13 protein-coding genes are annotated in these 16,002 nt (G+C 69.3%); 8 read left to right on the top strand and 5 right to left on the bottom strand.

What is annotated here, in order from left to right; all coding sequences use genetic code 11:
• Positions 1-35 precede the first annotated feature (35 nt).
• From catA to KU887_RS32855, 6 genes are all read left to right on the top strand, one after another.
• Positions 36-977: a catechol 1,2-dioxygenase gene (catA, locus tag KU887_RS32880; RefSeq protein WP_006485382.1), complete on the top strand. Its 942-nt coding sequence runs from the start codon at positions 36-38 to the stop codon at positions 975-977.
• Between the two features lie 117 nt (positions 978-1,094).
• Positions 1,095-2,453, top strand: coding sequence for a Rieske 2Fe-2S domain-containing protein (locus KU887_RS32875; RefSeq protein ID WP_258258480.1), 1,359 nt, complete (start codon positions 1,095-1,097; stop codon positions 2,451-2,453).
• Positions 2,450-2,938: a benzoate 1,2-dioxygenase small subunit gene (benB, locus tag KU887_RS32870; protein ID WP_006485355.1), complete on the top strand. Its 489-nt coding sequence runs from the start codon at positions 2,450-2,452 to the stop codon at positions 2,936-2,938. The genes KU887_RS32875 and benB overlap by 4 nt, the downstream gene beginning before the upstream one ends.
• Positions 2,939-2,977: 39 nt before the next feature.
• Positions 2,978-4,000 carry a benzoate 1,2-dioxygenase electron transfer component BenC gene (gene benC, locus KU887_RS32865; RefSeq protein ID WP_034203604.1) on the top strand — a complete coding sequence of 341 codons (1,023 nt, stop codon included), beginning with the start codon at positions 2,978-2,980 and terminating at the stop codon, positions 3,998-4,000.
• Complete coding sequence (gene benD, locus KU887_RS32860) at positions 3,997-4,773, top strand: benzoate diol dehydrogenase BenD (RefSeq protein WP_059722908.1); 777 nt, start codon at positions 3,997-3,999, stop codon at positions 4,771-4,773. The genes benC and benD overlap by 4 nt, the downstream gene beginning before the upstream one ends.
• A gap of 75 nt (positions 4,774-4,848) precedes the next feature.
• On the top strand, positions 4,849-5,247 hold the full coding sequence (locus tag KU887_RS32855) for a RidA family protein (protein WP_006485395.1): 399 nt from the start codon (positions 4,849-4,851) through the stop codon (positions 5,245-5,247).
• A 103-nt stretch (positions 5,248-5,350) separates the two neighbouring features.
• Here the strand turns inward: KU887_RS32855 and KU887_RS32850 are convergent, their stop codons facing one another.
• The 4 genes from KU887_RS32850 to coxB are packed head-to-tail and all read right to left on the bottom strand — an operon-like array spanning position 5,351 to position 11,037.
• Complete coding sequence (locus KU887_RS32850; protein ID WP_258258479.1) at positions 5,351-6,934, bottom strand: cytochrome c; 1,584 nt, start codon at positions 6,932-6,934, stop codon at positions 5,351-5,353.
• Positions 6,925-7,326, bottom strand: a complete 402-nt coding sequence (locus tag KU887_RS32845; protein WP_048987230.1) for a hypothetical protein — start codon at positions 7,324-7,326, stop codon at positions 6,925-6,927. The genes KU887_RS32850 and KU887_RS32845 overlap by 10 nt, the downstream gene beginning before the upstream one ends.
• Positions 7,323-9,962, bottom strand: a complete 2,640-nt coding sequence (gene ctaD, locus KU887_RS32840; protein WP_205672770.1) for a cytochrome c oxidase subunit I — start codon at positions 9,960-9,962, stop codon at positions 7,323-7,325. The genes KU887_RS32845 and ctaD overlap by 4 nt, the downstream gene beginning before the upstream one ends.
• A 13-nt stretch (positions 9,963-9,975) precedes the next feature.
• Entirely contained in the window at positions 9,976-11,037 is a 1,062-nt protein-coding gene (coxB, locus tag KU887_RS32835; protein WP_258258478.1) for a cytochrome c oxidase subunit II, read from the bottom strand.
• Between the two features lie 292 nt (positions 11,038-11,329).
• Between coxB and KU887_RS32830 the strand changes: the two genes are divergently transcribed.
• Positions 11,330-12,313: an SDR family oxidoreductase gene (locus KU887_RS32830; protein WP_062886123.1), complete on the top strand. Its 984-nt coding sequence runs from the start codon at positions 11,330-11,332 to the stop codon at positions 12,311-12,313.
• Positions 12,314-12,318: 5 nt separating this feature from the next.
• Positions 12,319-14,097: a glycoside hydrolase family 15 protein gene (locus KU887_RS32825; protein ID WP_043206009.1), complete on the top strand. Its 1,779-nt coding sequence runs from the start codon at positions 12,319-12,321 to the stop codon at positions 14,095-14,097.
• 28 nt (positions 14,098-14,125) lie between these two features.
• Here the strand turns inward: KU887_RS32825 and KU887_RS32820 are convergent, their stop codons facing one another.
• On the bottom strand, positions 14,126-15,970 hold the full coding sequence (locus KU887_RS32820; RefSeq protein WP_006482037.1) for a thiamine pyrophosphate-requiring protein: 1,845 nt from the start codon (positions 15,968-15,970) through the stop codon (positions 14,126-14,128).
• Positions 15,971-16,002: the final 32 nt, after the last annotated feature.

Genomic DNA, 16,002 nt, shown 5'->3' with positions numbered 1-16,002 from the left:
ACCGTCATCCCCCAAATACACGTGGAGACAGCATCATGAGCGTCAAAGTTTTCGATACCCGGGAAGTGCAGGACCTGCTGAAGGCCGCGTCGAACGCGGGCGGGAGCGGCACCGGCGGCAACGCACGTACGCAGCAGATCGTGCTGCGCCTGCTCGGCGACCTGTTCAAGGCGATCGACGATCTCGACATCACGCCCGACGAAGTGTGGGCGGGCGTCAACTACCTGAACAAGCTCGGTCAGGATGGCGAAGCAGCGCTGCTCGCGGCTGGCCTCGGTCTCGAGAAGTATCTCGACATCCGGATGGACGCCGAGGACGAGGCGATCGGGCTCGACGGCGGCACGCCGCGCACGATCGAGGGGCCGCTGTACGTGGCCGGCGCACCGGTGCGCGACAGCGTCGCGAAGATCGACCTCGACGCGGACGACGGCGCGGGCCCGCTCGTGATCCACGGCACGGTCACCGGTCTCGACGGCAAGCCGATCGCCGGCGCGGTGGTCGAATGCTGGCACGCGAATTCGAAGGGCTTCTATTCGCACTTCGATCCGACCGGCAAGCAGAGCGATTTCAACCTGCGCGGCGCGGTGAAAACGGGCGCCGACGGCAAGTACGAATTCCGCACACTGATGCCGGTCGGCTACGGCTGCCCGCCGCAGGGCGCGACGCAGCAATTGCTGAACCGCCTCGGTCGCCACGGCAACCGTCCCGCGCACGTGCACTTCTTCGTGACGAGCGACGATCACCGCAAGCTGACGACACAGTTCAACATCGACGGCGATCCGCTGATCTGGGACGACTTCGCGTATGCGACGCGCGAGGAATTGATCCCGCCCGTGACCGAAAGAACCGGCGGCACGGCGCTCGGCATGAAGGCCGATGCGTACCAGGACATCGAGTTCAACTTCGTGCTGACGCCGCGCGTGCAGGGCAAGGACAACCAGATCGTCGAACGCCTGCGCGCGTCCGCCGCGGCATAACCACCGGCGGCACGGCGGCGCGCGTGCGCCGCCGCTGCCGGCCGGTCCCCCCGAGATTCAACCGATACCGATGCGAGCGTGCTTGCAGGACGCGGCACGCGCATGGAAGGAGCCATCATGTCCATCACGATCGACGCTACGAACGACCTGGATCACCTGCTGGAAACCGCCGTGCAGGATGACAAGGCGGCCGGCGTCTTCCGTTGCCGCCGCGACATCTTCACGAACGCGGCGCTGTACGAGCTCGAGATGAAGCACATCTTCGAGGGCAACTGGGTGTATCTGGCGCACGAAAGCCAGATTCCCGACAACAACGATTACTACACGACGTGGATCGGCCGCCAGCCGATCGTCATCACGCGCGACAAGACCGGCGAGCTGCATGCGGTCATCAATGCGTGTGCGCACAAGGGCGCGATGCTGTGCCGCCGCAAGCACGGCAACAAGGGCAGCTTCACGTGCCCGTTCCACGGCTGGACCTTCTCGAACACCGGCAAGCTGCTGAAGGTGAAGGACGAGAAGACGACCGAATACCCGGTGCAGTTCAACACGCACGGCTCGCACGACCTGAAGAAGGTCGCGCGCTTCGCGAACTATCGCGGCTTCCTGTTCGGCAGCCTCAACGCCGACGTGCTGCCGCTCGAGGACTACCTCGGCGAAGCGCGCGTGATCATCGACCAGATCGTCGACCAGGCGCCGAACGGGCTCGAAGTGCTGCGCGGCAACTCGTCCTACATCTACGAAGGCAACTGGAAGATGCAGATGGAGAACGGTTGCGACGGCTATCACGTCAGCACCGTGCACTGGAACTATGCGGCGACGATGGGCCGCCGTAAGGCGGACGGCACCAAGGCGGTCGACGCGAACAGCTGGAGCAAGTCGGTCGCGGGCGTGTACGGCTTCGACCACGGCCACATTCTGCTGTGGACCCGGACGATGAACCCGGAAGTGCGGCCCGTGTACCAGCATCGTGACGAGATCAAGGCGCGCGTGGGCGACGTGCAGGCCGATTTCATCGTGAACCAGACGCGCAACCTGTGCGTGTACCCGAACGTGTTCCTGATGGACCAGTTCAGCACGCAGATTCGCGTGGTGCGGCCGCTCGCGGTCGACAAGACGGAAGTCAGCATCTTCTGCTTCGCGCCGAAAGGCGAGAGCGAGGCCGATCGCACGACGCGGATTCGCCAGTACGAGGATTTCTTCAACGTGACCGGCATGGGCACGGCCGACGATCTCGAGGAGTTCCGCGCGTGCCAGGCCGGCTATGCGGGCATCACGGCGATGTGGAACGACCTGTCGCGCGGCGCGCCGCTGTGGGTCGACGGGCCGGACGAGAACGCGAAAAAGATGGGGCTGAAGCCGCGCATTTCGGGCGAGCGCAGCGAGGACGAAGGGCTGTTCGTGTGCCAGCACGAACACTGGGTGAACCTGATGCGCGATGCGCTGAAGAAGGAACGCGGGGAGGTGGCGGCATGAGCTTCGATTACCGGACGATTTGCGCGGCGCTGTATCGCGAAGCGCGCCTGCTTGACGATCGCGAGTGGGACGCGTGGCTGACCTGCTACACGGAGGACGTCACGTACTGGATGCCCGCATGGGACGACGACGATCGGCCGACCGACGATCCGCAGAGCCAGATCTCGCTGATGTATTACGCGGACCGCGGCGGCCTCGAGGATCGCGTGTTCCGGATCAAGACCGAGCGCAGCGGCGCATCGACGCCCGAGCCGCGTACCAGCCACAACGTGACGAACGTCGAGGTGCTGGCCGAACGCGACGACGAGGTCGACGTGCGCTACAACTTTCACACGCTGAACCACCGTTATCGCGTGACCGATCACTTCTTCGGCACGATGTTCGTCACGTTGCGACGCACGGGCGACGCGCTGCTGATTTCACGCAAGAAGATCGTGCTGAAGAACGATTACATCCGGCAGGTGCTCGACGTCTATCACGTCTGACGCCGTTGGCCTGTCATGAAAGGAAGTGGAGGTGACGCGATGTCCAGCTACAAGATTGCACTGAATTTCGAGGACGGGGTGACCCGCTTCATCGACTGCAAGGCCGGCGAGAAGGTGCTCGATGCAGCCTTTCGCGCGAAGATCAACCTGCCGATGGATTGCTCCGACGGCGTGTGCGGCACCTGCAAGTGCCGCGCCGAAAGCGGCCGCTACGACCTCGGCGACGATTACATCGACGATGCGCTGACCGAGGACGAGAAGGACGGCGGCCTCGTGCTGACGTGCCAGATGGTGCCGCAAAGCGATTGCGTGATCGCGGTGCCGACGTCGTCGGTCGCCTGCAAGACCGGGCAGAGCGCCTTTGCCGCGACGGTCACGAAGGTCGAGCAGCACAACGATGCGGCCGTCGTGCTCGAACTCGACGTCGGCGCCAGCGCGCCGGTGTTCCTGCCGGGCCAGTACGTGAACATCGGCGTGCCGGGCAGCGGCCAGCATCGCTCGTATTCGTTCTCGTCGGCGCCGGGCGACGCGAAGGTCGGCTTCCTGATCAAGAAGATTCCAGGCGGCGTGATGAGCACGTGGCTCGAATCGGCGCAGCCCGGCGACACGCTCGAACTGCACGGGCCGCTCGGCAGCTTCTACCTGCGCGACGTGCAGCGGCCGCTGCTGTTCCTCGCCGGCGGTACGGGCCTCGCGCCGTTCCTGTCGATGCTCGAGGTGCTCGCGCGCAGCGGCTCGCAGCAGAAGGTGCACCTGGTCTACGGCGTGACGCGCGATCTCGATCTCGTGCTGGTCGACGCGCTTGAGGCGGTGGCGGCGAGGCTGCCGAACTTCAGCTTCGCGACGGTCGTCGCGGACGCCGCGTCGAGCCATCCGCGCAAGGGCTGGGTCACGCAGCACATCCCGGCCGACGCGCTGAACGACGGCGACGTCGACGTGTATCTGTGCGGGCCGCCGCCGATGGTCGACGCGGTGCGCCAGTACTTCGACGACGCAGGCGTGAAGCCGAACAGCTTCCACTACGAGAAGTTCACCCCCAACGTCACGGCAAAGGCGGCATGACCATGCAACGATTCTCCGGCAAGGTCGTCGTCGTCACCGGCGCGGCGCAGGGCATCGGCCGCGGTGTCGCGCTGCGCGCGGCGGCCGAGGGCGGCAAGGTGCTGTTCGTCGATCGCGCGGATTTCGTGGCCGAGGTGGCCGCGGAAGCGCCGGGCGGCGATACGGCCGGCTTCGTCGCCGATCTCGAGACGTACGAAGGCGCGCATGCCGCGATGGCGCACGCGGTGCGGACGTTCGGCGGCATCGACATCCTGATCAACGGCGTCGGCGGCGCGATCCGCATGCGGCCGTTCGCCGAGTTCGAGCCGGCGCAGATCGACGCGGAAATCCGCCGCTCGCTGATGCCGACGCTCTATGCTTGCCACGCCGTGCTGCCGCACCTGCTCGCGCGCGGCGGCGGCACGATCGTCAACATCTCGTCGAACGCGACGCGCGGCATTCGGCGCGTGCCGTATTCGGCGGCGAAGGGCGGCGTCAACGCGCTGACGTCGGCGCTTGCGATGGAATACGCGGAACACAACATCCGCGTCGTCGCCACCGCGCCGGGCGGCACCAGCGCGCCGCCGCGCCGCGTGCCGCGCAATGCGGCCGGCGACACCGAGCAGGAACAGGCGTGGATGGGCGAGGCCGTGCGGCAGGTAACCGAATCGACGTACTTCAAGCGCTACGGCACGCTGGACGAACAGATCGCGCCGATCCTGTTCCTCGCGTCGGACGAGGCGAGCTACATCACGGGCACGGTGCTGCCGGTGGCGGGTGGCGATACGGGTTGAAGGGCGTATCGCGGGCCATTGTTTCATCGACAACCGCAGACGGCCGGCGCGACGATGCCGGCCACGGAGACAATCATGCATGAACGCAAAGCCATCGTTCCGGCGGGAATGGAAGCGGTGTACGAGAAGATCGGCTACGCGCCGGGACTGAAGGTCGGCGATACGCTTTACGTATCCGGCCAGATCGGCCGCGACGCGGCGATGCAGCTGGTCGAGGATCGCGAAGCGCAGATCGTGCAGGCGTTCGAGAACCTGAAGCAGGTGCTGGAGGCGGCCGGCGCATCGTTCGACGATGTGGTCGACCTCACGACGTTTCACACCGACATGCGCGACCTGCCGCTGTTCATGCAGGTGCGAGACCGCTATTTCGATGCGCATCCGCGGCCCGCGTGGACGGCCGTCGGCGCGCACATGCTCGGCGGCGCGCCGGGTTATGTCGTCGAGATCAAGGCGGTGGCGGTGCTGGCGCGCTGATCCGGTGCGTCGATGAAGTCAGGCTCCGTGTGGATGAACACCCGAGATCGAATCGTCGGCGATCGCTGAACGGTTTCGATGCGCGTGCGACGACACCGACACGCTACTTGTGTATCGCTCCCCGCAACCGCCGCACCTCCTGCTCCGACACCGGCGCGGCCCGATTCCCCCACGCGCCGCGCACGTAGCTGACCACCGCCGCGATTTCGCGGCTCGTCAGCGCGCCGCGCATCGCCGGCATACGTTGCACCGGCCCCGGTTTGCCCGGCGTGGGCCGCGCCCCATCGACCACGATCCGGATCGTGCTGGTCGGATCGGCTGCGAGCACGACCGAGTTGCCTACGAGCGCCGGCCCCCGATCACGCACGCCCGTGCCGTCCGCACCGTGGCAACGCGCACAGAACCCCGCATACACGCCGGCCCCCGGCGCCTGCTGGCCGCCTTCCGGACGCGGGCCGGCGGCCGTCAGCCGCGGCACGCCGACGCCCAGCGGATTCGTCGCGGCAGTCGGTTGCGCCGGCAACGACTTCAGGTACACGGCGATCGCATGGCGGTCGGCATCGGTCAGCAACGCGGTGCTTTCGCCGACGACCGGCGCCATCGCGCCGAACACCGCGCCGCGCGCCGCATGGCCGCTGCGCAGGAACGCGGCGATGTCGTCGGCGGACCAGCGGCCGAGGCCGTCCGGGCTCGCGCCGGTCAGGTTCGGCGCGAACCAGTGATCGTTGATGCCGCCGGTCAGGAACGCGGGGCTGCGCTCATCGTAGCCGCGTTCGTTGTAGGCCGGCCCGCGCGGCGTATGGCACGCGCCGCAATGGCCGAGCCCCTGCACGAGATACGCGCCGCGATTCCATTCGGCCGATTGCGACGGCTGCGGCGTGAACCGGTCGCGGTTCGCGAACACGAGGCTCCACAGCCCCAGCGCCCAGCGCTGGTTGAACGGAAACGGCAGTTGCGTGAGTTTGGCCGCGTTCGCGGACGGCGCGACGCCGCGCATGAAATACGCATACAGCGCGCGCACGTCGTCGTCGGTCAGGTGCGCGAGCGACGGGTACGGCATCGCCGGATACAGCCGGCTGCCGTCCGCGCGCACGCCGCGCCGCAGCGCATCGTCGAACTGGCGCAGCGTGTAGTGGCCGATCCCGTGCGTCGGGTCCGGCGTGATGTTCGGCGCGTAGATCGGCCCGAACGGCGAATTCACCGGCTGGCCGCCCGCGTACGGCGTATGGTCGGCCGCGTCGTGGCACGCGGCGCAATCGCCGGCGAGCGCGAGGTAGCGGCCGCGCGCGAGCGTCGCGGCGTCGGCGCTCGCGGCGGCCGCGGCGATCACCGGGCGGCGGGCGGTCGACGTGGAGGCCGCCTCGGGCGGCGGGGGGGACGCCGCGGACGATGGCGCATCGGCCACCGACGCGTCCCGGTCGCGTGACAGCCGCCGGTCGTCCTTCACGCGTGCGGACATCGACGCAGCTGCGTCGGCCGCCGACGCACCGATCCGCACGAACCGCCAGCCCGACGCGGGCTCGGGCGCTTCCGCCGCCGACGCGGCGTCGGCCGCATCGCCGGGTGCGGCCGTGTTGTCGTCCCGCTGCATGTCGCATCCGCAGAGCGCGACGCACACGGCGAACGCGACGCCCGCGCGGCGGCGCGGAACGCGGAACGGAAACGAAGCGAACGAGATCAGCGCCATGGACTGCAAGGCCCCACGAAAGCCGTGACGATCCCCGTGAACACCAGACCGATCACGAAGCCGAGCGCGGCGAGCATCCCGCAGCGCGCGAGAAAGCGGGTACTGTCGTCGCGGGTCGCGGCCGGCGCATCGGCATCGTGCCGGCGCCGCCACGCGCGCGTGAGCCACGTCGCGCAGGCCGCGGCCAGCGCGAACGCGCCCGCGGCGATCAGCGCAAGCCATACGCCGACGTGCGCCCAGCGCGGCGCGGCCTGCGCGACGCCGAGCGGATAGCACGCGGTGGACGCGAGCGTCTCGGACACCAGCATCTGCGCGAACCACAGCGCGGGTGCGCCGACCAGGCCGGCGGCGATCGCGAGCAGCGGTGTCCACGTGCGTCGTGCATCGTTCATCCGGTGCTCCTCAGCCAGAACGGCGACACGTACAGCGCGGTGAAGATGAACAGCCACACGATGTCGACGAAGTGCCAGTAGAGCCCGCCGACCGTCAGCGCGACGCGCCGTTCGCGGCCGAAGAAACCGGCGGCGGTCCAGCCGGCGAGCAGCGCGAGGATCGCGAGGCCGGCCACGACGTGCGCGAGGTGGAAGCCGGTGATCGTGAAGTAGAGGCTGCCGTACAGATGCACGGTCGGGCCGTACGGATGGTCGCGCCATTCGTGCAGCTGGACCAGCGCGAACGCGATGCCGAGCACCAGCGCGACGACGAGCATCGCGACCGCGCGCCCCTGGCGGCCGGCCCGCACCGCGCGCTCGGCGAGCCACACGAACACGCTGCTCGACAGCAGCACGACCGTGTTGACGGCCGCGAGCCCGATCTTCGGCATCCCTTCGGGCGGCCACGGCGCGGGCCATTGCGACTGCAGGTAGAAGTAGCAGAACAGCAGGTAGCCGAACAGCCCGGCCTCGGTCACGATCAGCGTGAGCACGCCCCACCAGCCGCCCGCGCGTTCGCCGCAACTGCCCACCGGCAGCGGCGCGACGCACGCGGCCGGCGCGCCGGCCGGCACCGTCGGCGATGGCGGTTCGTCCGGACGAGGGCCAGCCGCGGCCGCGGGCGCCTGCGTGTCGGCGCGAGCCGGCAGCCGCGCGCGTTGGCCGAGCGTGCGGCGCGGCCACAGCCACGCGGCGGTGGCGATCGCGCAACCGGCGACGGCCACGCAGACGAGCGTCGGCGAGCGCGCGAGCATCGCCGCGAACACGGCGGTCGTCAGCAGCGCGAGCACGAACGGCACGCAACTGTCCTCGGGCATCTTCAGGATCGCGCTGGGCGCGGCGGCGAGCGGCGTGACCGCGAGCGCCTCGCGCCCGTCCGCGAGCCGGTAGCCGACCCGCAGGCTGGTGCGTTGCGGATTGTCGCGCGTTTCCCACAGCGGATGCCGCGACGCGACGAGCGGCAACACCGCGAAGTTGTACACGGGCGTCGGCGACGCGACCGACCATTCGAGGCCGGCCGCGCCCCACGGGTTGTCGTCGGCACGCACGCCGCGCCGCGCGCTCACCAGCGCGTTGACGACGAACATCACGATGCCGATCCCGAACACGAACGAGCCGATCGTGGTCAGCAGGTTCGACGTGTCCCAGCCCATCCCCGACGGATAGGTATAGATGCGGCGCGGCATCCCGAGCAGGCCGGAGACGTGCATCGGGAAGAAGCCGAGGTTGAAGCCGACCAGCACGACCCAGAAGGTCCAGCGGCCGAACCGCTCGTTCATCATCCGGCCGGTGAATTTCGGGAACCAGTACGCGACGCCGCCGAGCACCGGAAACACGTTGATGCCGAGCAGCACGTAATGCAGGTGCGCGACGACGAAGTACGTATCGGTGAGCTGCCAGTCGAGCGGCACGGCCGCGGTCATCACGCCCGACACGCCGCCGACCACGAACATCAGCACGAAGCCCGCGAAATACAGGAACGGCGTGCGGAACACGGGGCGCCCGGTCCAGATCGTCGCGATCCATGCGAACACCGCGACCGCACTCGGAATCGAAATCAGCATGCTCGCGGCGCCGAAGAACGCGAGCGCGAGCGGCGCGATGCCGGTCGCGAACATGTGGTGGACCCACACCTCGAAGCCGATCAGCATCGTCGCCACGGTCGACACCGCGACGGCCTCGTATGCGACGAGCGGCCGCCGGCAGAAGGTCGGCAGCGCGTCGGACACGATCCCCATCGCCGGCAGCACGACCACGTAGACCCACGGATGCGCGAACATCCAGAACAGGTGCTGCCACAACAGCGGCCGGCCGCCGTGCGCGACGTCGAAGAAGTGCGTGCCGGCATTGCGGTCGAGCCACAGCAGCAGGAACGCGAGGCTCACCGACGGCACCGCGACCAGGTTCGCGACCGACGCGGTCAGCGTGCCCCACACGATGATCGGCAGCCGGTCGATCGACATCCCGTGCGCGCGCATCCGCAGCAGCGTGACGACGAAGTTCGCGGCGCCGCCGGTCGTCGAGATGCCGAGCAGGATCATCCCGAGCGCATAGATGTCGATGTTCGCGCCGGCGCTGTAGTCGAGCGACGTGAGCGGCACGTAGTTGAACCAGCCGCCGTCCGGCACCGCGCCGAGCGGAAAGCTCGCATACAGGAACAGCCCGGCGAACAGGAACGCCCAGTACGAGAACGCGTTCAGCCGCGGGAACGCCATGTCGCGCGAGCCGAGCATCAGCGGCCACAGGTAGTTCGCGAAACCGGACAGCACCGGCAGCGCGTACAGGAAGATCATCGTGACGCCGTGCATCGTGAACAGCGAATCGTATTGCGCGGGCGTCAGCACGGTCGCGTTCGGCCGCGCGAGCTGGATGCGCATCACGAGCGCCTCGACGCCGCCGAGCAGCAGGAACACGAATGCGGTGACGATGTAGCGCAGCCCGATGCGCTTGTGATCGACGGTGCCGAGCCAGCCGCGCCAGCCGGGTGCCGATTCCCACAGCTCGGCCAGCGCGCGCTCGTGCGCGGAACCGGGCGGCGCGTCGCCGAGATCGGGTACGCGGCTGAGCGGGGTGGGCGTGTCGCGGGCAATGGCCATCGGCATCCTCCGTTCAGTGCAGCGTCGCGAGATACGCGGCGAGATCGTCGGCGTCGCGCGGCGCGAGCGCGATCGACGGCATCAGCGATTGCGGCTTGACCTGCTGCGCATGCGCGATCCAGCGGCGCAGGTTGTCGGGCGTGTTGTCGAGCGTGCCGGCCGCGAGCAGCCGGCGTGTGCCGACGTGCGTGAGATCGGGGCCCGCGTCGCCCGCGGCGTCGGTGCCGCGCACCGCGTGGCAGCCCGCGCAGCGCGCGGCGAACACGCGCTGGCCGCGGCGTTCGGCGTTGGCGCCCGCCGCGGGTGCCCGGGCCGGTTGGCGCTGCGCGGCGAGCCATGCGTGAAACGCGGCCGGCGGCTCGGCCACGACTTCGAACGCCATGTGCGCATGTTGCGCGCCGCAATACTGCGAGCATTGGCCGCGATAGATGCCGGGCCGGTCGGCCTGCAGCCATTGGCGGTTGGTCTGGCCGGGAATCGTCTGGGTCTTGCCGGCAAGTTGCGGCACCCAGAACGCGTGGATCACGTCGGCGCTCTTCAGTTCGATCGCGACGGGCTCGCCCACCGGAATATGGATCTCGTTCGCGGTGACGAAGGCCGGGCTGCCCGCATCGTCCGGATAACGAACGGCCCACCACCAGTCTTGTGCGGTCACGGTGATCGTCAGCGCGGGCGGGCGCGGCGGTGCGGCGACCATGCCCAGCACGCGCAGCATGTACACGAGTGCGCCGAACAGCAGCAGGATCGAGATCGCGGAGCCCACGGTCACGATCGTCAGGCCGCTGCCGTGGCCGCCGCCTGTCCGTGCGCGACGACGAAACAGCGCGATCAGCAGCAGCACGGCGATCGCGATGCAGACGAACGTACACAGCGCGAGCAGCGCCCAGCCGAGCACGAACACCGGCTGCGCGGCGGGGCCGGCCGCGTGCACGACGTACGCGAGCGGTAACGGCGCGGCCGGATTGCCGGGCGCCGCAGGCGCGGCGGCCGCGTACGCGACGCTCGGCGCGACCGCGCACGCGAACGGTGCGACGCGCGCGATATGACGCGTTTTGCGGGACAGCGGAACGAGCAACGAGACTCCTTGCCGGACGCACCGGCATGACGACAGCCGTTCGCGGCGGAGCAAATTTCGTGCGCGTGCGGCCGGCGCGGAGGCGGCCGCGAGGTGGCGGGATTGCGCGCACGACGGCCGGCGCGTTACAGCCGGCTTGTAAATTGGGCGACCGTTCACGGCTCGCGCCGAGGCCATACGGCCCCGGCGGCCGACGGCATGTCGTTTGCTGCGCCGATCGCGTTCCGGCACGTTGCGGCGCGAAAGCTTCGACGGCGTGCCGGCCATCATCGAAAAACGGGAGGACTCGACCGTGAAGACCGTCGCGATCACGGGTGCAAGCGCGGGCGTCGGTCGCGCGACCGCCCACGCGTTCGCGCGACTCGGCGCGAACGTCGCGCTGCTCGCTCGCGATCCGCGCGCGCTGCACGACACCGCATGCGAAGTGCGCGCGTATGGCGTCCAGGCGCTGCCGATTGCCGTCGACGTCAGCGATGCGGCTGCGCTCGACGCGGCGGCCGAGCGGATCGAACACGAACTCGGGCCACTCGACGTGTGGGTCAACAACGCGATGGTGACCGTGTTCGCGCCGTTCGACGCCATCTCGCCGGAAGACTACGCGCGCGTGACGGCCGTCACCTATCTCGGCTGCGTGTACGGCACGCGTGCCGCGCTCGCACGGATGGCCCCGCGCAACCGCGGCACGATCGTGCAGGTCGGCTCGGCGCTCGCATACCGGTCGATTCCGTTGCAGGCCCCGTACTGCGGCGCGAAACACGCGATCCGCGGCTTTACCGACGCGCTGCGCTGCGAGCTGCTGCATGCACACAGTCATGTGCGCGTGACGATGGTGCAATTGCCCGCGATCGACACGCCGCAGTTCGACTGGGCCGAATCCGTGCTGCCGCATGCACCGCGTCCGGTCGCGCCGGTCTATGCGCCGGAGGTGGCGGCCGATGCGATCGTGCACGCCGCGCGGCATCCGTGCCGCGAGCGCTGGGTCGGCTGGTCGTCGCTCGCGGCGATCGTCGCGAACGGCCTTGCCCCCGGCTGCTTCGACCGCTATCTCGCGCGGACGGCCGTGCGCGGCCAGCAGCGCGCGGCGCGGGCCGGCCCGCGCCCGTCGAACCTGTGGGAGCCGGTGCCGGGCCGGCATGCGACGCGCGGCGCGTTCACCGACGAAGCGCGCCGCGCCGGCGCCGAGGCAGGGCTCGGCGCGTCGCGCGCGCTCGCGTTCGGCGCGGCCGTCGCGGTGCTCGCGGCTGCCTTTTCCGCCGCGCGCAAATGGCACCGGTGAGCGCGATGCGGATCGAGGATTACGCGCTTGTCGGCGACGGACGCAGCGCGGCGCTCGTCGCGCGCGACGGCAGCATCGACTGGCTGTGCTGGCCGGACTTCGATTCGCCGCCGTGCTTCGCCGCGCTCGTCGGTACGCCGGACAACGGCCGGTTCCGGATCGCGCCGCGCGAGCACGATGCCCGCGCCACGCGTCGCTATCTGCCGGGCACCGCGATACTCGAAACGACGTTCGACACCTCGTCGGGCCGCATCACGCTCACCGACTGGATGAGCTGGAACGCGCCCGATCCATGCCTGATCCGCAGCGTGAAGGGCGAGCGCGGGACGGTCGACGTCGATATCGACCTCGGCGTGCGCTTCGACTACGGCAGCGCGCTGCCGTGGTGCCGGCGTTTCGGCCGGCGCTGGCGGATGATGACGGGCGGCGATGCGATGTGGCTCGACACGGATGCGCGGCTCGACGTGCAGAGCGACCGGCTGGTCGGCACGCGACGGATCGCGGCGGGCGAGCGGGTGGATTTCTGCATCAGTTACGCGCGTTCGTTCGACCCGGCGCCGGCCGTGCCCGACGCGTACGCGTCGCTGCGCGACACGCAGGCGTTCTGGCGCGTCTGGTCGGATTGCAACGCCGCCGAGGGCCCGCATCGCGACGCGATCGAGCGCGCACTGATCACGGTGAAACTGCTGTCGAGCCTGCGCACCGGCGGCATCGTCGCGGCGCCGACCAGTTCGTTGCCCGAGCGCTTCGGCGGCAAGCGCAACTGGGACTACCGGTTCTGCTGGTTGCGCGATGCGAGTTTCACGCTGCGCGCGCTGGTGCGCTGCGGCTATCGCGACGAAGCCGCGCGTTGGCGCGACTGGCTCGTGCGCGCGATCGCCGATCATCCGTCGCAACTGCAGGTGCTGTATGCGGCCGACGGCGGCCGGCGTGCGGCCGAGTGGGAAGCCGCGCATCTGGCCGGTTACGAAGGCGCGCAACCGGTGCGCTTCGGCAACGCGGCAGCCGACCAGTTGCAGCTCGACGTGTACGGCGAGGTGCTCGGGGCGCTGTACCAGGCGCGCCGGCACGGGCTGCCGCCCGACGACGACGCGTGGACGCTCGAACGGCGCCTGCTCGAACATCTCGCGACGATCTGGCGCGAGCCGGACGAAGGGATCTGGGAGGTGCGCAGCGGCCGGCATCCGTTCACGTCGTCGAAGGTGATGGTATGGGCCGCGGTCGAAAGCGCGTACCGTTCCGCGCGCGCATTCGGCCACCACGCACCGCTCGACGTGTGGCGGCGCTGGGCCGACGCGGTGCGCGCGGAGGTGCTCGAGCACGGTTATCACGCGCAATTGGGCCGCTTCGTCGATCGCTTCGACGGCGACGGCATCGACGTGAGCCTGCTGCTGATTCCGCTGACCGGGATGCTCGACGCGTCCGATCCGCGCGTGGTCGCGACGGTCGCCGCGATCGAGCGCGAACTGGTCGACGACGGCTTGCCGTTCCGCTATCGGCCGCCGCGTTTCGCGGACGGTTGCGAAGGCGACGAAGGCGCGTTTCTCGCGGCCGGCTTCTGGCTCGTGCAGGTGTACCGGATGCAGGGGCGCGACGACGACGCGCACGCGCTGTTCGAGCGGCTGCTCGGCTTGCGCAACGACGTCGGGCTGCTGTCCGAGGAATACGACGTGCACACGCGGCGCCTGTGCGGGAATTTTCCGTTCACGCTCGCGCAGGTCGGGCTCGTGAATGCGGCGCTCGCGCTGCAGGGCGACGGGCGGGACGACGTCGACATCGGCTAGGATGACGCGCCGTCCGCGCGTGCGTTGCCTACGATTCGCCTTTCCCGCCCTTGCTGCCTTTGCCGGCCTTGTCGCCGTGTTCGCCGTTGCCGGGCAGCACGGCCGACAGCACCTGCCGCGCGGTCTCGACGATCACGTTGGCTTCGCGCGCGTCGCCTTTCACCAGCGTTTCGGCGAAATGCTTCGCCTGCTGCAGCGTCACGTGCGGCGGCAGCGGCGGCACCTCGGGGTCGCTCTTCACTTCGAGCACGACCGGCCGGTCGGACGCGAGCGCTTCGTCCCATGCGGCGCCGAGCTGTTCCGGATCGTCGACGTAGATGCCCTTGAGGCCGAGCAGCGTCGCGAAGCGGTAGTACGGCACGTTCGGGATCTGCTGCGACGCGTCGAACTTCGGGTCGCCTTCCATCACACGCTGCTCCCACGTGACCTGGTTCAGGTCCTCGTTGTTCAGCACCATGCAGATCCAGCGCGGGTCGGGCCACTGGCGCCAGTATTTGGCGACCGTGATCAGTTCGGCCATGTTGTTCATCTGCATCGCGCCGTCGCCGACCATCGCGATCACCGGGCGCACCGGGTGCGCGAATTTCGCGGCGATCGCGTACGGCACCGCGGCGCCCATCGACGCGAGCCCGCCGGACAACGACCCCATCATCCCGCGCCGCATCATCAGGTCGCGCGCATACCAGTTCGCGCAGGAGCCCGAATCGCTCGTCAGGATCACGTCGTCGGGCAGGCGCGGCGACAGCTCGGTAAACGCGCGCTGCGGGTTCACGCCGCGCCCCGCGCTGGCTTTCGCGGCCGCGCGGGCGGCGAGCGTCTCGTGCCAGTCGTGGTTCCATTTCGCGATCCGGTCGCGCCATGCGGTGTCGCGACGCTCGTTCAAGAGCGGCAGCAACGCGCGCAGCGTCTCGGCGCTGTCGCCGACGAGGTTGACTTCCATCGGGTAGCGCAGGCTCAGCATGTCGGCCTTCAGGTCGATCTGCACGCCGCGCGCCTGGCCTTCCTTCGGCAGGAATTCCGAATACGGAAAACCCGAGCCGACCACCAGCAGCGTGTCGCATTCGGTCATCAGCTCGTAGCTCGGCTTGGTGCCGAGCAGCCCGATCGAACCGGTGACCCACGGCAGGTCGTCCGGCAGCGCGGCCTTGCCGAGCAGCGCTTTCGCGGCGCCCGCGCCGAGCCGGTCGGCCACCGCGATGACCTCGTCGGTCGCCTTCAGCGCACCGGCGCCGACCAGCAGCGCGACTTTCGACCCCGCGTTGAGCACGTCGGCCGCGCGCCGCAGGTCGTCCGCATACGGCACGACTTTCGGCGCCGTGTAGCCGACCCCCGAATGCACGGTGCCGTGCGCGCGCTTCGGCGGCGCGTAGTCGAGCTCCTGCAGGTCGTTCGGCAGCACGAGCGCGGTGACCGTGCGCGCGCCGAGCGCGGTGCGCACCGCGCGATCGACCAGGTGACGCACCTGGCCGGGCACCGTCGCCAGCTGAACGAATGCACCCGCAACGTCCTTGTAAAGCGCCGGTAGATCCACTTCCTGCTGATAGTGGCCGCCGAGCGCCGCGCGCGCCTGCTGGCCGACGATCGCGAGCACCGGCATGTGGTCGAGCCGCGCGTCGTACAGGCCGGTCACGAGGTGCGCGGCGCCGGGGCCCGAGGTCGCGACGCATACGCCCAGCTCGCCTGTAAATTTTGCATGCGCGGACGCCATGAAGGCCGCCATCTCCTCGTGGCGCGCCTGGATGAATTCGATCTTGCCGTCCGCGCGGTTCAGCGCGCCGAAAAAGCCGTTGATGCCGTCGCCCGGGTAGCCGTAGATGCGGCGCACGCCCCAGTCGTACAGCCGCTCGACGATGAAATCCGCCACTGTCGCCATGCCGTTTCTCCTTGGTTCGGGATGAGCCGATG

This window comes from Burkholderia sp. EMB26 (assembly GCF_024730645.1).
Taxonomy (GTDB): Bacteria; Pseudomonadota; Gammaproteobacteria; order Burkholderiales; family Burkholderiaceae; genus Burkholderia; species Burkholderia cenocepacia.
This window is presented reverse-complemented; position numbering and strand designations above follow the sequence as displayed.